General features: G+C 73.2%; 17 protein-coding genes and 1 tRNA gene. 6 read left to right on the top strand and 12 right to left on the bottom strand.

Features of this window, described 5'->3' with window-relative positions:
- Nucleotides 1–168: 168 nt before the first annotated feature.
- The 8 genes from rplL to RCG67_RS02875 all read right to left on the bottom strand — a co-directional run bounded on the left by rplL (nt 169) and on the right by RCG67_RS02875 (nt 5,562).
- On the bottom strand, nt 169–552 hold the full coding sequence (rplL, locus tag RCG67_RS02840; RefSeq protein WP_058872512.1) for a 50S ribosomal protein L7/L12: 384 nt from the start codon (nt 550–552) through the stop codon (nt 169–171).
- Between the two features lie 99 nt (nt 553–651).
- The gene (gene rplJ / locus RCG67_RS02845; protein ID WP_368824750.1) at nt 652–1,176 is read right to left on the bottom strand and encodes a 50S ribosomal protein L10; all 525 of its coding nucleotides are present in this window, start codon (nt 1,174–1,176) and stop codon (nt 652–654) included.
- 318 nt (nt 1,177–1,494) lie between these two features.
- A complete protein-coding gene (locus tag RCG67_RS02850; RefSeq protein ID WP_368824751.1) occupies nt 1,495–2,646 on the bottom strand; it encodes a GNAT family N-acetyltransferase in 1,152 nt (383 codons plus the stop codon).
- 145 nt (nt 2,647–2,791) lie between these two features.
- Nucleotides 2,792–3,499 (bottom strand): 50S ribosomal protein L1, encoded by a 708-nt coding sequence (gene rplA / locus RCG67_RS02855; protein WP_058872509.1) that lies wholly within the window; start codon nt 3,497–3,499, stop codon nt 2,792–2,794.
- Between the two features lie 88 nt (nt 3,500–3,587).
- Nucleotides 3,588–4,019, bottom strand: coding sequence for a 50S ribosomal protein L11 (gene rplK, locus RCG67_RS02860; protein ID WP_058872508.1), 432 nt, complete (start codon nt 4,017–4,019; stop codon nt 3,588–3,590).
- A gap of 148 nt (nt 4,020–4,167) precedes the next feature.
- The gene (gene nusG, locus RCG67_RS02865; protein WP_368824752.1) at nt 4,168–5,022 is read right to left on the bottom strand and encodes a transcription termination/antitermination protein NusG; all 855 of its coding nucleotides are present in this window, start codon (nt 5,020–5,022) and stop codon (nt 4,168–4,170) included.
- A gap of 83 nt (nt 5,023–5,105) precedes the next feature.
- Nucleotides 5,106–5,378, bottom strand: a complete 273-nt coding sequence (gene secE, locus RCG67_RS02870) for a preprotein translocase subunit SecE (RefSeq protein ID WP_368824753.1) — start codon at nt 5,376–5,378, stop codon at nt 5,106–5,108.
- Between the two features lie 111 nt (nt 5,379–5,489).
- Nucleotides 5,490–5,562, bottom strand: a tRNA-Trp gene (locus RCG67_RS02875).
- 283 nt (nt 5,563–5,845) lie between these two features.
- Here RCG67_RS02875 and RCG67_RS02880 point away from each other — a divergent pair.
- Both RCG67_RS02880 and RCG67_RS02885 read left to right on the top strand, forming a co-directional pair.
- Nucleotides 5,846–7,051: a pyridoxal phosphate-dependent aminotransferase gene (locus RCG67_RS02880; RefSeq protein ID WP_368824754.1), complete on the top strand. Its 1,206-nt coding sequence runs from the start codon at nt 5,846–5,848 to the stop codon at nt 7,049–7,051.
- On the top strand, nt 7,048–7,383 hold the full coding sequence (locus tag RCG67_RS02885; protein WP_368824755.1) for a hypothetical protein: 336 nt from the start codon (nt 7,048–7,050) through the stop codon (nt 7,381–7,383). Before RCG67_RS02880 ends, RCG67_RS02885 begins: the two co-directional genes overlap by 4 nt.
- 75 nt (nt 7,384–7,458) lie before the next feature.
- Here RCG67_RS02885 and ppk2 read toward each other — a convergent pair whose 3' ends face one another.
- Nucleotides 7,459–8,370 carry a polyphosphate kinase 2 gene (gene ppk2 / locus RCG67_RS02890; protein WP_368824756.1) on the bottom strand — a complete coding sequence of 304 codons (912 nt, stop codon included), beginning with the start codon at nt 8,368–8,370 and terminating at the stop codon, nt 7,459–7,461.
- A gap of 185 nt (nt 8,371–8,555) precedes the next feature.
- Here ppk2 and RCG67_RS02895 point away from each other — a divergent pair, with 185 nt between their 5' ends.
- Nucleotides 8,556–9,587 (top strand): 6-phosphofructokinase, encoded by a 1,032-nt coding sequence (locus tag RCG67_RS02895; RefSeq protein WP_368824757.1) that lies wholly within the window; start codon nt 8,556–8,558, stop codon nt 9,585–9,587.
- A gap of 100 nt (nt 9,588–9,687) precedes the next feature.
- On the opposite strand, the gene ygfZ is transcribed toward RCG67_RS02895, so the two are convergent.
- The 3 genes from ygfZ to RCG67_RS02910 form a co-directional block, all read right to left on the bottom strand.
- Nucleotides 9,688–10,776, bottom strand: a complete 1,089-nt coding sequence (gene ygfZ, locus RCG67_RS02900; RefSeq protein ID WP_368824758.1) for a CAF17-like 4Fe-4S cluster assembly/insertion protein YgfZ — start codon at nt 10,774–10,776, stop codon at nt 9,688–9,690.
- A 5-nt stretch (nt 10,777–10,781) separates the two neighbouring features.
- Nucleotides 10,782–11,381, bottom strand: coding sequence for a heme-binding beta-barrel domain-containing protein (locus RCG67_RS02905; protein ID WP_368824759.1), 600 nt, complete (start codon nt 11,379–11,381; stop codon nt 10,782–10,784).
- 116 nt (nt 11,382–11,497) lie between these two features.
- A complete protein-coding gene (locus tag RCG67_RS02910) occupies nt 11,498–12,103 on the bottom strand; it encodes a hypothetical protein (protein ID WP_368824760.1) in 606 nt (201 codons plus the stop codon).
- Between the two features lie 204 nt (nt 12,104–12,307).
- Here RCG67_RS02910 and RCG67_RS02915 point away from each other — a divergent pair, with 204 nt between their 5' ends.
- The 3 genes from RCG67_RS02915 to RCG67_RS02925 are packed head-to-tail and all read left to right on the top strand — an operon-like array spanning nt 12,308 to nt 16,308.
- Nucleotides 12,308–12,991 (top strand): response regulator transcription factor, encoded by a 684-nt coding sequence (locus RCG67_RS02915; RefSeq protein WP_368824761.1) that lies wholly within the window; start codon nt 12,308–12,310, stop codon nt 12,989–12,991.
- A 50-nt stretch (nt 12,992–13,041) separates the two neighbouring features.
- The gene (gene mshD / locus RCG67_RS02920) at nt 13,042–13,974 is read left to right on the top strand and encodes a mycothiol synthase (protein WP_368824762.1); all 933 of its coding nucleotides are present in this window, start codon (nt 13,042–13,044) and stop codon (nt 13,972–13,974) included.
- 60 nt (nt 13,975–14,034) lie between these two features.
- Entirely contained in the window at nt 14,035–16,308 is a 2,274-nt protein-coding gene (locus RCG67_RS02925; protein ID WP_368824763.1) for an RNA degradosome polyphosphate kinase, read from the top strand.
- Nucleotides 16,309–16,417: the final 109 nt, after the last annotated feature.

The raw sequence follows: 16,417 nt of genomic DNA on the forward strand, positions 1-16,417 counted from the left end.
CGGGACCCGGACGACGTCGGAGCCTCCCGTCGCGCGTGGGCGGCCGATGTGGTTGTGCGCCCAGTCTCGCACAGAACGGCCGGGCACGGCACGAGGCCCCGGACGCCGTGCGTCCGGGGCCTCGCTGGAGCGTTCGCCGAGGGAACGCGTCCGGGGTGCTGCTGGGTCCTACTTGAGGGTGACGGTGGCGCCGGCGCCCTCAAGGGCCTCCTTGGCCTTGTCCGCGGCCTCCTTGTTGGCGCCCTCGAGGACGGCCTTGGGGGCCGAGTCCACGAGGTCCTTGGCCTCCTTGAGGCCGAGGGAGGTCAGCGCGCGGACCTCCTTGATGACCTGGATCTTCTTCTCGCCGGCGGCCTCGAGGACGACGTCGAACTCGGTCTGCTCCTCGGCCTCCTCGGCGGCGGCGGCCGGAGCGGCGGCACCGGCGACGGCCACGGGGGCGGCCGCGGTGACGTCGAAGGTCTCCTCGAAGGCCTTCACGAACTCGGAGAGCTCGATGAGGGAGAGCTCCTTGAACGCGTCGATCAGTTCAGCGGTGGTGAGCTTGGCCATGGTTGTGGCTCCTTTTCGATGGTGTGCCCCGGCCGGGTTTCGTCGGCGCGGGACGGTCTGGTTCCGTGGTGAGAATGTGCCTCGCGGCGGGGATGCTGGTCAGGCGTCCTGCTCCTCGACCTTGGCGCGCAGCGCCTCGGCCGTGCGGACCGTCTTCGACAGCGGGGCCTGGAACAGCGCCGCGGCCTGGGACAGGGACGCCTGGGCGGCACCGGCCACCTTGGCCAGCAGCACCTCGCGGGACTCGAGGTCCGCGAGCTGCTTGATGTCCGCGTCGCTGAGAGCCTTGCCCTCGAGGTAACCGCCCTTGACGACGAGCTGCGGGTTCGCCTTGGCGAAGTCACGCAGGCTCTTGGCGGCCTCGACGGGGTCCCCCGAGATGAAGGCGATCGCGCTCGGGCCGGCGAGCTGGCCGTCGAACGCGTCGATGCCCAGCTCCTTGGCCGCGATCGCGGTCAGCGTGTTCTTCACCACGGCGTATTCGGCGTTCTCACCGAGCGAGCGGCGCAGCTCCTTGAGCTGGGCCACGGTGAGGCCGCGGTACTCAGTCAGGACAGCGGCGTCCGAGTTGGAGAACATCTCCTTCAACTCGGCGACCGCGGCTGCCTTTTCCGGGTTCGCCATGGTACTCCTTCCGGTCTTCGATGCCGGTCGCTGCCGGAAGGGCCCGGGCACAGAAAAAGCCCCGCGCAGATGCCCGGGGCTCGGCGTCGCGCCCCGTGCAGGACGGGACGTGCTCGCTGTGCTGGTTCACCTGCGCTGGCGGTTCCTGGCGGAACTCTTACGGCGGTCCTCCCGTGCTGCGCGCTCCGAAACGGGGTGCACGGGCAGGAGGGACCACGACCGGCGGTCTTTGGTGAGTCCCACGCTACCCGAGGGACCCGCCGCGGCCAAATCGGGGCCGGCCCGGACGTCGGTCCGGTCGCGGATCGGAGCGGTCGCTCAGGCCGCGGGGAAGTCCCGGGCCCACACGCCGCTGCGCCCGGCCACCCGGAAGCCCAGCCGGCCGTTGACCCGGCTCATCCGGTCGTCCCCGCTGTGGCTCCAGGAGTAGACCGTGCGCACGCTCGGCGCCAGCCGCTCGAGCTGCTGCAGGTTCGCCAGCTTCAGCCGGGTGGCGAGCCACCGCCGGCGGTGCTCGCGCAGGACCACGGTCTCGTCCTGCATGCCGATCGGCGGGGCCTCCCCCGCCAGGACGATCTCGGTCATCCCCACGAGCCGTCCGCTGGGCTCGTGCTCGGCCACCGCCACGAGGGACCGGTTGCCCGCCTCGGCGCGCAGCTGCTCGGTGCGCCGCACGCGCTCGGCGTCCCAGGGCTCGGGGTCGGCGGGGACCGCGGGGGCCAGGAAGGAGTCGGCGGCCATCCGCGAGTGCAGGGCGGCGAGCTCGTAGAGCCGGTCCTCGGGGGCGGGACCGCTCCAGACGTGGATCCGGTAGGGCTCGGGCGCCGGCGAGGCGGCGACCTCGCGCAGCAGCGCCTCGATCCGCTGGGGCGGCAGCGGGACGTCCAGCACCCCGAAGTCGCTCACCGACTCGAGCCGGTAGCCGGCGCTGAGGGCGAAGCGGGTCTGCCGGTTGGAGACGGGCAGCCGGCCCGAGCCGTCCGCGGCGTCCACCCACTCGACCATGCCCGGCGTGATCGAGGGGAAGACCCCGGTGACGCTGCCGTCGCCCTGGATCTCCTGCGGCCCGGGGTGCTCGGTCTGGATCCGCAGGTGCCGCCGGGACTCCCCCACGGCGAGCTGCTCGGCGGCGGCCAGCAGCTCGGTGCCGGTGCCCTGGGAGGTGACGTCGGGGTCCACGTCGACGGTGATGTGGGCCGAGTCGGTGAGCGTGACCAGGGGCATCCGCACCTCGGCGCGTCCCGTGAGCCGGTCCTGGGCCCACGCGAGCAGGACGACCACGCGCTCGAAGGGGTCGTGCAGGTCCCGGTAGAGCTCCTGGGCGTCACCGGTGAGGTCCGAGATCCCCCACACGTGCTGCCGGGACCGGCGCACGAGCTCCGCAACGCGTCCCAGCAGCTGCTGGGCGGCGTCGTCGAACTCGTCGGGGATGCGCATCTGCTCGATGCGCACTGGGGGGTGCTCGCTCACGTGGGGGATCTCCGTTCCGTGGGCGCCGGCGGACGCCCGCCGGCTGCTGGGTCGTGGGAGGACTGCTCCCGTCGGACGGCAAGGGGCCCGGCCGCATCGGCCGGGCCCCCACCCGTCGGAGCCCCGCGGGCTCCGGTGCGCGGCGTCAGGCGCCGACGACGACCTCGGTGACGTTCGGGTCGACCGGGATGCCCGGGCCGAACGTGGTCGAGACGGTCGCCTTCGTGATGTAGCGGCCCTTCGACGCGGAGGGCTTCAGGCGCAGGATCTCCTCGAGGGCGGCGCCGTAGTTCTCCGCGAGCTTCTGCACGTCGAAGGACGTCTTGCCCACGATGAAGTGCAGGTTCGAGTGCTTGTCGACGCGGAAGTCGATCTTGCCGCCCTTGATGTCGTTGACGGCCTTGGTCACGTCCATGGTGACGGTGCCGGTCTTGGGGTTCGGCATCAGGTTGCGGGGACCGAGGACCTTGCCCAGGCGGCCGACCTTGCCCATCATGTCCGGGGTCGCCACGGCGGCGTCGAAGTCGGTCCAGCCGCCCTGGATGCGGGCGATCAGGTCGTCGGAGCCGACGTGGTCCGCCCCGGCCTCCTCGGCGGCGGCGGCCTTGTCGCCGGTCGCGAAGACGACGACGCGGGCGGTCTTGCCGGTGCCGTTGGGCAGGTTCACGGTGCCGCGGACCATCTGGTCGGCCTTGCGGGGGTCGACGCCCAGGCGGAGGACGACCTCCACGGTGGAGTCGGTCTTCGCGGTGTCGAGCTCCTTGGCCAGGGCCACGGCCTCGGCCGGGGCGTACAGCGCGCCCTCGTCGATCTTGGCGGCGGCCGCCTGGTATGCCTTGCTGCGCTTTGCCATCTGCTTCTTCTCCTTGTGCAGTTGTGGTCTGCGGGCCGCGCTCGGCCCTGCCACGTCAATATCGGTGGGTGGTGTCAGCCGAGGCTGATCACTCGACCTCGATGCCCATGGAGCGGGCGGTGCCGGCGATGATCTTCGCGGCGGCGTCGACGTCGTTGGCGTTGAGGTCTTCCTTCTTGGTCTCGGCGATCTCGCGCACCTGGTCCATGCTGAGCTTGCCGACCTTCTGGGTGTGCGGGACGCCGGAGCCCTTGGTGATGCCGGCGGCCTTCTTGATCAGCTGCGCGGCGGGCGGGGTCTTCGTGATGAAGGTGAACGAGCGGTCCTCGTAGACCGTGATCTCCACGGGCACGATGTTGCCGCGCTGGGACTCCGTGGCCGCGTTGTAGGCCTTGCAGAACTCCATGATGTTCACGCCGTGCTGGCCGAGGGCCGGGCCCACGGGGGGCGCCGGGTTGGCGGCGCCTGCCTGGATCTGCAGCTTGATGAGGCCGGAGACCTTCTTCTTCTTGGGAGCCATGTGCTGGTCCTTCTTCTGCTGGACGTACCGGCGCACAGGAGCGTACGACGGCGGGTGGCCGCCGTGGCGCGGCGGCCGGGCGGTCCCGGCGGCGAAGCATGCACCGCGGGGGCCGGGAACTGGGGCGGGCCGGAGCGGCCCGCGGGGCTCAGATCTTGGAGACCTGGTTGAAGCCGAGGGTCACGGGGGTCTCGCGCTCGAAGATCGACACGAGGACGACGAGCTGCTGGGACTCCACCTTGATCTCGGAGATCGTGGCGGGGAGGGTCTCGAACGGGCCCTCCTTGACGATGACGGACTCGCCGACCTCGAAGTCGACGTCGACCTGCGGCTGCGCGCTCGGCTGGGCCGCCGTCTCGCCGCCCGCGCCCTGCGGGGCCTCGAAGACCGGGTTGAGCATCTCGAAGACCTCGTCGAGGCGCAGCGGCACGGGGTTGTAGGCGTCCTGGCCGACGAAGCCGGTGACGCCCGGGGTGTGGCGGACCGCGCCCCAGGAGGCGTCGGTGAGGTTCATCCGCACCAGGACGTAGCCGGGGATCCGCACCCGGCGCACGATCTTGCGCTGGGCGTTCTTGATCTCGACGACCTCCTCCATCGGCACCTCGATCTGGAAGATGTCGTCCTCCATGTTGAGGGACTGGATGCGGGTCTCGAGGTTCGTCTTCACGCGGTTCTCGTAGCCGGCGTAGGTGTGGATGACGTACCAGTCACCCTCCTGGCGGCGCAGCTTCGACTTGAACTCCTCGACGGGGTCCACGGCGGGCACCTCGTCCTCGGCGGCCGGGGCCTCCTCGGCGGGGACCTCGTCCTCCGCGGGGACGTCGGCCTCGGGGCCGGCCGGCTCGGCGGGAGCCGCGTCCGCGGCCGCCGGGGCCTCGTCCGGCTCGTGGGCGGCCGCGAAGTCGTCCTCCTGCACGGAGGTCTCGGCCTCCGGCAGCTCCGGAGCCTGCTGGTCGACCTCGGCCGGTGCCTCGGTGCCGTTTTCGAGCTCGTGCTCGGTCACTGGATCTCCCTCAAGTTCTTTCGTGGATGTCGTGCTCTGCTGGGTCACGGTGGCCGGCCGCGCCGGTCCGTGCGCCGCCCGGATCAGCCGGCGGCGTCCCCCTGCCCGAAGATCCACAGGGCGGCCTGCCCGAACGCGAGGTCCAGGACCGAGATGAGCACCATCATGAACGCGACGAACACGAGGACCACCAGGACGTAGTTGACCAGTTCGTGCCGGGTGGGGGTGACCACCTTCCGGAGCTCCCCCACGACCTGGCGCAGGAACAGGAACAGGCGCCCGAAGACGCCCCGGGGGCTCTCGGCCCCCTGCTCCGGGGGCTGGCCCGACGCCCGGCCGGCGGTGGTCTGCGACATCGGCTCTCCCTGTGTGCAATCGTGCGTGCCGAGCGGTGCTGCCGGCCCGCCGTCGCCGCGGCCGTTCCCGGCACCCCGGTGCGGGGTGCCGGGAACCGCCCCGGACTGGAGCAGGGCAGACAGGACTCGAACCTGCAACCTGCGGTTTTGGAGACCGCTGCGCTACCAATTGCGCCACTGCCCTACGTGCCTCGCGAGCTCGCCCGGCGTCGGAACACCGGCCTCGATCGCTCGGACCCGGTCACCGACTCTACCACCCGACCTCGCCGCGACGGCGCGGCGGAGCAGGCGTCGATGACACCAGTCGACCATCCTAGGCGACCCGGGCGGCGGGGTGCAATCCGGGCGGGACGGGCCGCCCGCGCGCCGGATCCGCCCGCCGGACCCCCGAGTAGCATGGGGGCGTCCGCACCGCCGCCGCCGCACCCGGCGGAAACCGTCCGTTCCCCTCCAGGAGGCCCCCGGTCATGACCACGTCCCGCATCTCCCGGCGCGTCGGCGCCATCGCAGAGTCCGCGACGCTCGCCGTGGACGCCAAGGCGAAGGCGCTCAAGGCCGCCGGCCGCCCCGTGATCGGCTTCGGCGCCGGGGAGCCCGACTTCCCCACGCCCCAGTACATCGTGGACGCCGCCGCGGCCGCCCTGCAGGACCCGGCGAACTTCCGGTACACGCCGGCCGCGGGCCTGCCCGAGCTGCGCAAGGCGGTCGCCGAGCAGACCGCCCGGGACTGCGGGTACACGGTGGAGCCCTCCCAGGTCCTCGTCACCAACGGCGGCAAGCAGGCCGTCTTCCAGGCCTTCGCCACGGTCGTGGACGAGGGCGACGACGTCCTGCTGCCGGCCCCGTACTGGACGACCTACCCCGAGGCCATCAAGCTCGCCGGCGGCAACCCGGTCGAGGTCTTCGCCGGACCGGAGCTCGGCTACAAGGTCACCCCCGAGCTGCTCGAGGCCGCGTGGACCGAGCGCACCAAGGCGCTGCTGTTCTGCTCGCCGTCGAACCCCACCGGCGCCGTGTACTCCCCCGAGGAGACCGCGGCCGTGGGCCGCTGGGCCGCGGAGAAGGGGATCTTCGTGCTGACCGACGAGATCTACCAGCACCTCACCTACGACGGCGTGCCGTTCACCTCGATCGCCGCCGCCGTGCCGGAGCTGGGCGAGAACGTGGTGGTCCTCAACGGCGTGGCCAAGACGTACGCGATGACCGGCTGGCGGGTGGGCTGGATGATCGGGGCCCCCGACATCATCAAGGCGGCCACGAACCTGCAGTCCCACCTGACGTCCAACGTCAACAACGTGGCCCAGCGGGCCGCGCTCGCGGCGGTGTCCGGCCCGCTCGACGAGGCCCACCGGATGCGGGAGGCCTTCGACCGCCGCCGCAAGGTCATGGTCGAGGCGCTCAACGCCATCGACGGCGTGGAGTGCCCCACCCCGACCGGCGCGTTCTACGCCTACGCGGACGTGCGCGGGCTGCTCGGCCGGCGGTTCGGCGACGCGACGCCGCAGACCTCCGCCGAGCTCGCGGAGCTGATCCTGGAGCAGGCGGAGGTCGCCGTGGTCCCCGGCGAGGCCTTCGGCCCCTCCGGCTTCCTGCGCCTGTCCTACGCCCTGGGCGACGACGACCTCGCCGAGGGCCTGCGCCGGCTCCAGGAGTACCTGGGCGGCGCCGCGTGAGCGCCCTCGACCGCGCCGTGGCCGCGGCGGAGTCGGTGCCCGCGGCGGCCCTCGTGAGCGCGGGCCTGATCGGCGGGTACGCCACCGCCCGGGCGACCGGTGTGCGCCCCCTGGGCGGGGCGGTGCTGGCCGCCGCCGGCGCCGCGGCCGCCCACTCGTGGTGGCATCGCGGCGGTCCGGGGACCACGGCCGCGCTCGGCGGGCTCTACGTCCTCGGCTTCGGCCTCTCCCACCCGCTGGCCAGGCGGATCGGGGCCTGGCCCTCCGTCCTGGCCGTGACCGCCGTCAACGCCGCCGCCAACGCCGTCCTGGTGGACCGTCCCGGCCGCTGAGCCGGGACCGCCCCGCCGACGGCGCCGCCCGCCCCCGGACGGGGACGGGCGGCGCCGTCGCGCACGGTCCGCGCCTCAGTCGCCGACGGCCTCCAGGCCGCGCCGGACGATCAGCGGATCGGGAGGATAGACCACGTCCGGGTCCTTGTCCTCGTAGTCGAACTGGTCCAGGAAGAAGCGCAGCGCGTTGATCCTCGCCCGCTTCTTGTCGTTGGACTTCACCGTGGTCCACGGGGCGTGGTCGGTGTCGGTGCGCAGGAACATCTCCTCCTTGGCGTCCGTGTAGTCCTCCCACCGGTCGAGGGAGGCGAGGTCCATGGGCGAGAGCTTCCAGCGCCGCACGGGGTCGATCTGGCGGATCGCGAACCGGGTGCGCTGCTCGTGCTGGGTGACGGAGAACCAGAACTTCGTCAGGTGGACGCCCGAGTCCACGAGCATCTTCTCGAAGACGGGCGCCTGGGCCATGAACTGCTCGTACTGCCGGTCCGTGCAGAAGCCCATGACGCGCTCGACGTTGGCGCGGTTGTACCAGGAGCGGTCGAACATCACGATCTCCCCGGCGGTGGGCAGGTGCTGGATGTAGCGCTGGAAGTACCACTGGCCCCGCTCGCGGTCCGAGGGCTTGGTGAGGGCGACGACGCGGGCCGCGCGCGGGTTCAGGTGCTCGGTGAAGCGCTTGATCGTCCCGCCCTTGCCGGCGGCGTCGCGGCCCTCGAACACGATGACGTGCTGGAGGTCGTGGTCCTGGCCCCAGTACTGGAACTTCAGCAGCTCGATCTGCAGCTGGTACTTCTCGAGCTCGTACTCCTCCCGGCTCATCCGCTCCTCGTACGGGTAGTCCTCCCGCCAGGTCTCCACCGCCGAGCCCCCCGGGTCGATCAGGTCCGGGTCCGGGGACTGCCCGTCCCGCACCGTGTACCCCTGGTCGACCAGCTTGTCGATGAACTCCCGCAGGTTCTCCCGGGCCGGTTCTCTGTCCGCGCTCAACGCCATCCCTCCTCGCGGGCCCGGCGGGGCCCTCCCCGGCAGTCTAGGCCCGGGACGCGGAGGGGCGCCGGGGCCAACACGTCCGGGCCGGGCCCTGCCGCCGTGGGCCGTACTCACTAGACTGGGCGTGCCGGTGCACGTCCGGCCGCCACGCACGCCCCGCCCACCCGGAGGAGACTGTACGGATGAAGATCGGACTGCTGACCAGCGGCGGGGACTGCCCCGGACTCAACGCGGTGATCCGCGGCGCCGTGCTGCACGGGATCAAGACCTACGGGCACGAGTTCGTGGGCTTCCGCGACGGCTGGCGCGGGGTGCTCGAGGGCGACATCATGGACCTGCCGCGCACCCGCGTCCGCGGCCTGGCCCGGGAGGGCGGGACCATCCTGGGGACGTCCCGCACCAACCCCTACTCCGGCCCCGGCGGAGGGCCCGAGAACATCGGCGTGATGCTCGAGCGCCACCACATCGACGCGATCGTGGCGATCGGCGGGGAGGGCACCCTGGCCGGGGCGGCGCGGCTGGCCGAGGCCGGGCTGCCGGTGATCGGGGTCCCCAAGACCATCGACAACGACCTGCAGGCCACCGACTACACCTTCGGCTTCGACACCGCGGTGCAGATCGCCACCGACGCCATGGACCGGCTGCGCACCACCGGGGAGTCCCACCACCGGTGCATGGTCGCCGAGGTCATGGGCCGCCACGTCGGCTGGATCGCGCTGCACTCGGGGATGTCCGCCGGGGCGCACGCGGTGCTGATCCCGGAGCAGCAGGTCTCCATGGAGCAGGTCTGCACCTGGGTCACCGAGGTCCACGACCGCGGCCGCTCGCCCCTGGTGGTGGTCGCCGAGGGCTTCATCCCCGAGGGCCACGGGGACGTGCTGGCCGGCAAGGGGGTGGAGGACTCCGGCCGGCCCCGCCTGGGCGGGGTCGGGGAGTACGTCACCGAGCAGATCGAGGCGGCCACCGGGATCGAGACCCGCAACACCATCCTGGGCCACATCCAGCGCGGCGGCGCCCCCACGGGTTTCGACCGGGTGCTGGCCACCCGGTTCGGGCTGGCCGCGGTGGACCTGGTGCACGAGAAGGGCTGGGGGCAGATGGTCGCCATCCGCGGCACCGACCTGGTCCGGGTGCCCTTCAGCGAGGCGCTGGCCGGGCTCAAGACCGTGCCCCAGCACCGCTGGGACGAGGCCAAGGTCCTCTTCGGCCGCTGAGCCGCGCGGACGGGCTCCGGGGGGTGCACCCCGGGGGCCGCCGCCGGCCTCGCCGCAGCGCGGGCCCGCGCTCCCGGGGGCGCCGGCGTCCGGGCCGGGGCTAGGAGCGGGGGCCCCGGAGGAAGCCCGTCTGCCGGCCGACCACCTGCCCGGCGTCCGGCGGGACGACGACCTGCTGCGCGGCGGCCCACCGCTGCTCGCCGTCCGTGACCACGAGCTGGGCGGCCGGGTCGGCGGTGCGCTTGAGCACGGCGAGCGCGATGGGGCCCTGCTCGTGGTGCAGCTGCACGGACGTCACGCGGCCCACCGTGCGCTCCCCCGCGACCACGTCGGCCCCCGCGGCGGGCAGCGTGTGCTCCGAGCCGTCGAGGTCGAGGAGCACCAGCCGGCGGGGCGGGTGCCCGAGGTTGTGCACCCGGGCGACGGTCTCCTGGCCCTTGTAGCAGCCCTTGGCCAGGTGCACGGCGGTGCGCAGGAGGTCGAGCTCGTGCGGGATGCTCCGCTCGTCCGTCTCGGCGCCCCGGCGCGGGCGCCAGGCGGCGATCCGCAGCGCCTCGGCGGCCCAGGAGCCGGCGAGCGGGAGGTCGCGGGTCAGGCTGTCGAGCTCGTCGCGGGGCACGAGGTGCTCCCACCAGGTGCGCTCCTCGCCCGGGTGGGGGCCGTGGAGGTCGGCGTAGCTCCAGCCGCCGGGGGCGATCTCGGGCCAGGGGTCCCGCCACACGACGGTGGCGGGCAGCCCCGGCACGGGTCCGGTGGCCCCGAGCACGGCCCACTGCCCGGTGCGATCCTCGATCTCGACGCGCAGCGCGAAGCGCATGGACTCCAGCCACGCCACCAGGGGCGCGGTCTCGTCGACCTCGGTGAGCAGCCACGTGGTGGTGCCGTCGTCGACCACGTGGGGGGCGTACTCGATCCTGCCCTGCACGGACAGGAAGAGGGTCTCGGTGCTGCGCCCGGGCTCGAGCCCGGTGAGCACCTGGGAGGAGAGCGTGGTGAGCCAGCTGAGCCGGTCGGGCCCGGTGACGGTGACGACGCCCTTGTGGGAGAGGTCCACGACCGTGCCGGGGGTCCGCACGAGCGAGCGCTGCTCGCGCAGCGGGTCGCCGTAGTGGGCGGCCACCCCGCGGTCCAGGTGCTCGGCCTCCACGGCGCCGGGGCGCAGGAGCAGGGGGGAACGGTGGTCGGTCACGGGCGTCAGCCGATCTTCCGCAGCTGTGCGGAGGCGTGGGTGGCCAGGGGCTCACCGAGGGCGGCCATGTCCCAGGCCCAGAACAGGTCGCCGTGCACCAGGCCGTACATGCGGGTCGAGGAGCTGTACTCCTTGGACCCGCGGGCGCGGATCACGGCGTCGGTGGCGAGGTCGATGCGGGGGCCCTTGATCTGCCCGGCGTAGAGCTCGGCGATGCCGCCCGGGTGGGTCAGGGTCACGAGGACGTCGAAGCCGCCGTCCGCGTTGCGCATCCGCTCCACGTCCTCCGCGCCCTGGAGCACGGGCACGAGGTCCGGCGGGAGCATTCCGGGTCCCACGTCGCCGTCCTCGAGGTTCCGGTCGAGCTGCCAGAACCCCTGTTCCACGGTGGCCGGGCGCATCGGCCGCCCCTCCTCGTCGAGGAGCGTGGTCTGCGCCCGGTACTCGAGGAACGGCAGGCCGTTCTGCTCGAAGGTCACGCGCTGCCGGAAGGGCCGCTGCTCGACCTCGCCGTAGCCCATGAAGCCGTCGCCCTCCCAGGTGCCCAGCAACCAGGCGAACGGGACGAGCTCGGGGGTCAGATCCGAGGGGATCTCGATGGGCACGGGACTAGTGCTGTCCCTTGAACAGGCCCAGGACCACCTTGAGGGAGATCCCGGCGATGAACAGACCGGAGATGCCGAGCAGGGCGAGGTAGAAGATTTCGAGTGCAAGCATGGCCCTAAACTACCACGGTGCTCACGAGCCGGGCAGTGAACACGGCCCCCACCCCGAGGAACGCCACGGGGGTCACGCCGAGCGCCACGACGCCGCGCTTGGGCGAGCTCTTCGGCGCCGCCGCGATGACCCGGCCGCCCACGAGGGCGACGAGCGCGGCCAGCACGGCGCCGACCACCACGAGCAGCACGGGATCGGAGCCCGTGGCCCGGTAGTCTCCGGCCAGGGCGATCCAGCCGGAGGAGCTGACCGCGGCGAGCACGCCGGCCGTCGAGGCGATCGCGGACTCGAGCCGGTGCTCGGCGCCCTCGCCCCGCACCAGCTCCGCCGCGAACACGGTCATCAGGGCCACCCCCACGACGGCGGGCAGCCAGACGAGCTGCTGGCCGGGCAGGAACTGCACGAGCAGGGCCGCCGCGACGCCGGCGGCGCTCATGATCACGTTGTGCCGGTGCCTCGCCTCGATGCCGGTGGCCGCCGGCCAGCCGAAGCCGATCACCACGGACATCCCCAGCGCCAGGACCAGCGGCGCGGGCCCGGCGACCGCGACCGCGGCCAGGGCCGCCACGAGGCCGGCCACGCTGCACGCGGCGATCATGGCGTATCTCATGGCGATCGGTCTTCCTGCACTGTCGAGGGCCGGGACCTGCGCCCGGGCGGACACGAGCAACGATAGCGGCTCGCCGCCCCGGCGCGGGCGACGCCCGGACGGGACGGGGCGCCGGACGCTCCGGACCGGTTGCGCCGCGGGGCCGGCCGCCTGCCCGCACCTATACTGACAGCTCAGTCCGTACGCCAGAGTGGAGAAGCACGAGTGTTCCAGATCCTGATGCTGACCGACGCGGACGGACCCTCGGCATCGGTGCTCCCGGCCCTCGACCTGCTCAGCCACAAGGTCTCGGTCGCCCCGACCCGGACCGCCTCGGGCAGCCTCGACGGACGGTCCCCGGACGTGGTCCTGCTGGACGGGCGCACCGATCTGATCACCGCGCGCAACCTCGCGCAGCTGCTCACCGCCAAGGGCCTGGCCGCCCCGCTGCTGATGGTCCTCACGGAGGGCGGCATGGCGGCGGTGGCCGCGAACTGGATGGTCGACGACGTGGTGCTGGACACCGCCGGTCCCGCGGAGGTCGAGGCCCGGCTGCGCCTCGCCTCCTCCCGCACGGCCGAGGTCCCCGAGGACGACACCCGCATCCGGGCCGGCTCCGTGGTCATCGACGACGCCGCCTACTCCGCGCACGTCAACGGCCAGCCCCTGAACCTGACCTACAAGGAGTTCGAGCTGCTGAAGTACCTGGCCCAGCACTCCGGGCGGGTCTTCACGCGCGCCCAGCTGCTGAGCGAGGTCTGGGGCTACGACTACTACGGCGGCACCCGCACCGTGGACGTCCACGTGCGGCGGCTGCGCGCCAAGCTGGGCGCCGACCACGAGCACCTGATCACCACGGTGCGTAACGTGGGCTACAGCTTCGCCACGACGCGGGCCCGGGAGGGCTGAGCACCGTCCGTCCCGGCCCGCCCGTCCCGCACCCCACGCAGGAGGTCCCCATGTCCCAGCCCGTGCCGTACGACCTCGACCGGCCGGAGGTCCCGCCGGCCGAGGAGATCGTGGAGCTCGCCTCCCGCGCCGCCGCCGCGGACGGCGACCCGCCGTTCTCCGACCAGACCCTGGTGGACCTGCGCTCGGCCCCGGACGGCGGGGTCAGCACCGTCCTGGCGCGCTCGCGCGGCGGGGAGCTCCTCGGCGCCGCCGTGCGCGTGCCCGAGCCCGACGGCGCCCGTCTCGTGGAGCTCGTGGTCGATCCCGCCCACCGCGGCGCCGGGATCGGCACGGCGCTGGCGGCGGCGGTGGCCGCCGGCACCACCGGCACGGTGCGGGCCTGGGCGCACGGCGGCCACCCCGCCGCCGCGGCGCTCGCGGCCCGGCACGGCCTGTCCCCCGTCCGGGACCTGCACCGGCTGCTGCGCCCGCTGCGCGGCGCGGCGGACCTCCCCCTCCCCGAGGAGATGCCCGCGGGCTTCCGGCTGCGGGCGTTCGAGCCCGGCCGCGACGAGCAGGAGTGGCTGCGGGTCAACGCGGCGGCGTTCGCCGGGCATCCCGAGCAGGGCCGGATGACCCTCGACGACCTGCGGCAGCGGGAGGCCGAGCCGTGGTTCGACCCCGCCGGCTTCCTGCTCGCGGTCCGGGAGGACGAGCCGGGGACGATCGCCGGCTTCCACTGGACCAAGGTCCACGCGGGCGGCGCCGACCGCGGCCCGCTCGGCGAGGTGTACGCCGTGGGCGTGGCGCCGGGGCACCAGGGCACCGGCCTGGGCCGGGCCCTGACGGCCGCCGGCGTCAACCACCTGGCACGGCGGGACCTGGACGAGGTCATGCTCTACGTGGACGGCGACAACGCCGCCGCCCTGCGGCTGTACGAGGCCCTGGGGTTCCGGCCCTGGCACCTCGACGTGATGTACGCCGGGGACCTCCCCGCCTGACCCGCGCCGCCCGCCCCGCGCCGGGACCGCCCGGACACGACACGACGAGACAGGACCGTGATGACCACGCACCAGCAGGACACCCCGCAGTCCGCGCCGGCCCCCGGCGCGCCCGGGGTCCCGCCCGGCGGGCCCGTGCCGGACGAGCCCCCCGTCCCCGACGGCGCGGCCGCCCGGGGCCACGGGGACCGGGACCGGATCGACGACCCGGTGCCCGCGGCCCGGCAGGTGCTGGAGGGCCGGCACGGCCCCGAACGCTTCCTGGACCGCGAGGCGAGCTGGGTCGCGTTCAACTCCCGGGTCCTCGAGCTCGCGGAGGACCCCGACCTCTTCCTCCTGGAGCGCGTGCACTTCCTGTCCATCGTGGCCTCCAACCTGGACGAGTTCTTCATGGTCCGGGTGGCGGGGCTCAAGCGGCGCATCGCCACCGGCATCGCCCGGCCGGCCGCCTCCGGGCACTCCCCCGCGGAGCAGATGGCCACCATCGCCGCGCGCGCCCACGAGCTCCAGGAGCGGCACGCGCGGGCCTTCCACGACCTGGTGCGGCCCGAACTGACCCGGCACAACATCCACCTGGTCGGCTGGGAGGACCTCGACGCCGCCACGCGGGAGCGGCTCACCCGGGACTTCCACCGCCAGGTGTTCCCCATCCTCACGCCGCTGGCCGTGGACCCGGCCCACCCGTTCCCCTACATCTCCGGGCTGAGCCTCAACCTGGCCGTGATGGTCCGCAACCCGCAGTCCGGCAAGCGGCTGTTCGCCCGCGTGAAGGTCCCGGACCAGCTGCCCCGGCTGCTCCCGGTGGACGGGGCCCGCGCCTCCCGGCTGCCGAACGGACAGGCCCGGTTCATCCCGCTCGAGGACGTCATCGCCCGGCACCTGGACGATCTGTTCCCCGGGATGGAGGTCGAGGAGCACCAGGTGTTCCGGGTGACCCGCAACGAGGACCTGGAGGTCGAGGAGGACGACGCCGAGAACCTGCTGCAGGCGCTCGAGAAGGAGCTGCTGCGCCGCCGCTTCGGTCCCGCGGTGCGCCTGGAGGTCACGGACAGCATCAGCACGGAGGTGCTCGAGCTGCTCGTCTCCGAGCTGGGCATCGACGAGTCCGAGATCTACCGGCTGCCCGCCCCCCTGGACCTGCGCGGACTGGGGGTGATCGCCGGGATCGACCGCCCGGAGCTGCACTACCCCCGCCACGTGGCCCACACCTCCCGCTACCTCAACGCCGCGGAGACCGCCAAGGCCGCGGACGTCTTCGCCGCGACCCGCGCCCGGGACGTGCTGCTGCACCACCCCTACGACTCGTTCGCCACGAGCGTCCAGGCCTTCCTGGAGCAGGCCGCCGCGGACCCGAGGGTGCAGGCCATCAAGCAGACCCTGTACCGGACCTCGGGCGACTCCCCCATCGTGGACGCGCTCATCGACGCCGCCGAGGCCGGCAAGCAGGTGCTGGCGCTCGTGGAGATCAAGGCCCGCTTCGATGAGCAGGCCAACATCTCCTGGGCCCGCAAGCTCGAGCAGGCCGGGGTGCACGTGGTCTACGGCATCGTGGGGCTGAAGACCCACTGCAAGCTCTCCCTCGTGGTGCGCCAGGAGGAGCACGGGCTGCGCCGCTACGTGCACATCGGCACCGGCAACTACCACCCCTCCACCGCGCGCTTCTACGAGGACCTGGGCCTGCTCACGTGCGACCCCGAGGTCGGGGAGGACGTCTCGAGGCTGTTCAACCAGCTCTCCGGCTACGCCCCCAAGACCACGTTCCAGCGCCTGCTCGTGGCGCCGCGGTCGGTGCGCTCCGGGCTCATCGACCTCGTCGAGGCCGAGATCCGCCACCACCGGGCGGGCCGGCCGGCGCGGATCCAGGTCAAGTGCAACTCGATCGTGGACGAGGCCGTGATCGACGCCCTGTACCGGGCCTCGCAGGCCGGGGTGCCCGTGGACGTGGTGGTCCGCGGGATCTGCGCCCTGCGCCCGGGGGTGCCGGGGCTGAGCGAGAACATCCGGGTCCGGTCGGTGCTGGGCCGGTTCCTGGAGCACTCCCGGGTCTTCGCCTTCTGCAACGCCGGCGCGCCCCTGGTCTACATCGGCTCGGCGGACATGATGCACCGCAACCTGGACCGCCGGGTGGAGACCCTGGTCCGGATCACCGACCCCCAGCAGGCGGAGGCGCTCGTGCGGCTGCTCGCCCGCTACGTCTCGGACGGCACGGCCGGCTGGCACCTGGACGCCGAGGGCGTGTGGACCCGCCACCACCGGGACGCCGAGGGGAACCCGCTCGTGGACGTCCAGGAGCACCTGCTGCGCAGCCGGGCCCTCGGCCGGCCCACGATCTGAGGCCCGGAGCAGGACCGGGACGAGCAGTTCCGCGTCCGTGGTCCGCGGGGCCGCACCGCTCGCCGGGCGGCCGGGCACGCCCGGGACGGGCCGTCACCAGGTCGCCGGC

This window comes from Kocuria cellulosilytica (genome assembly GCF_040981245.1).
GTDB classification, from domain to species: domain Bacteria; phylum Actinomycetota; class Actinomycetes; order Actinomycetales; family Micrococcaceae; genus Kocuria; species Kocuria cellulosilytica.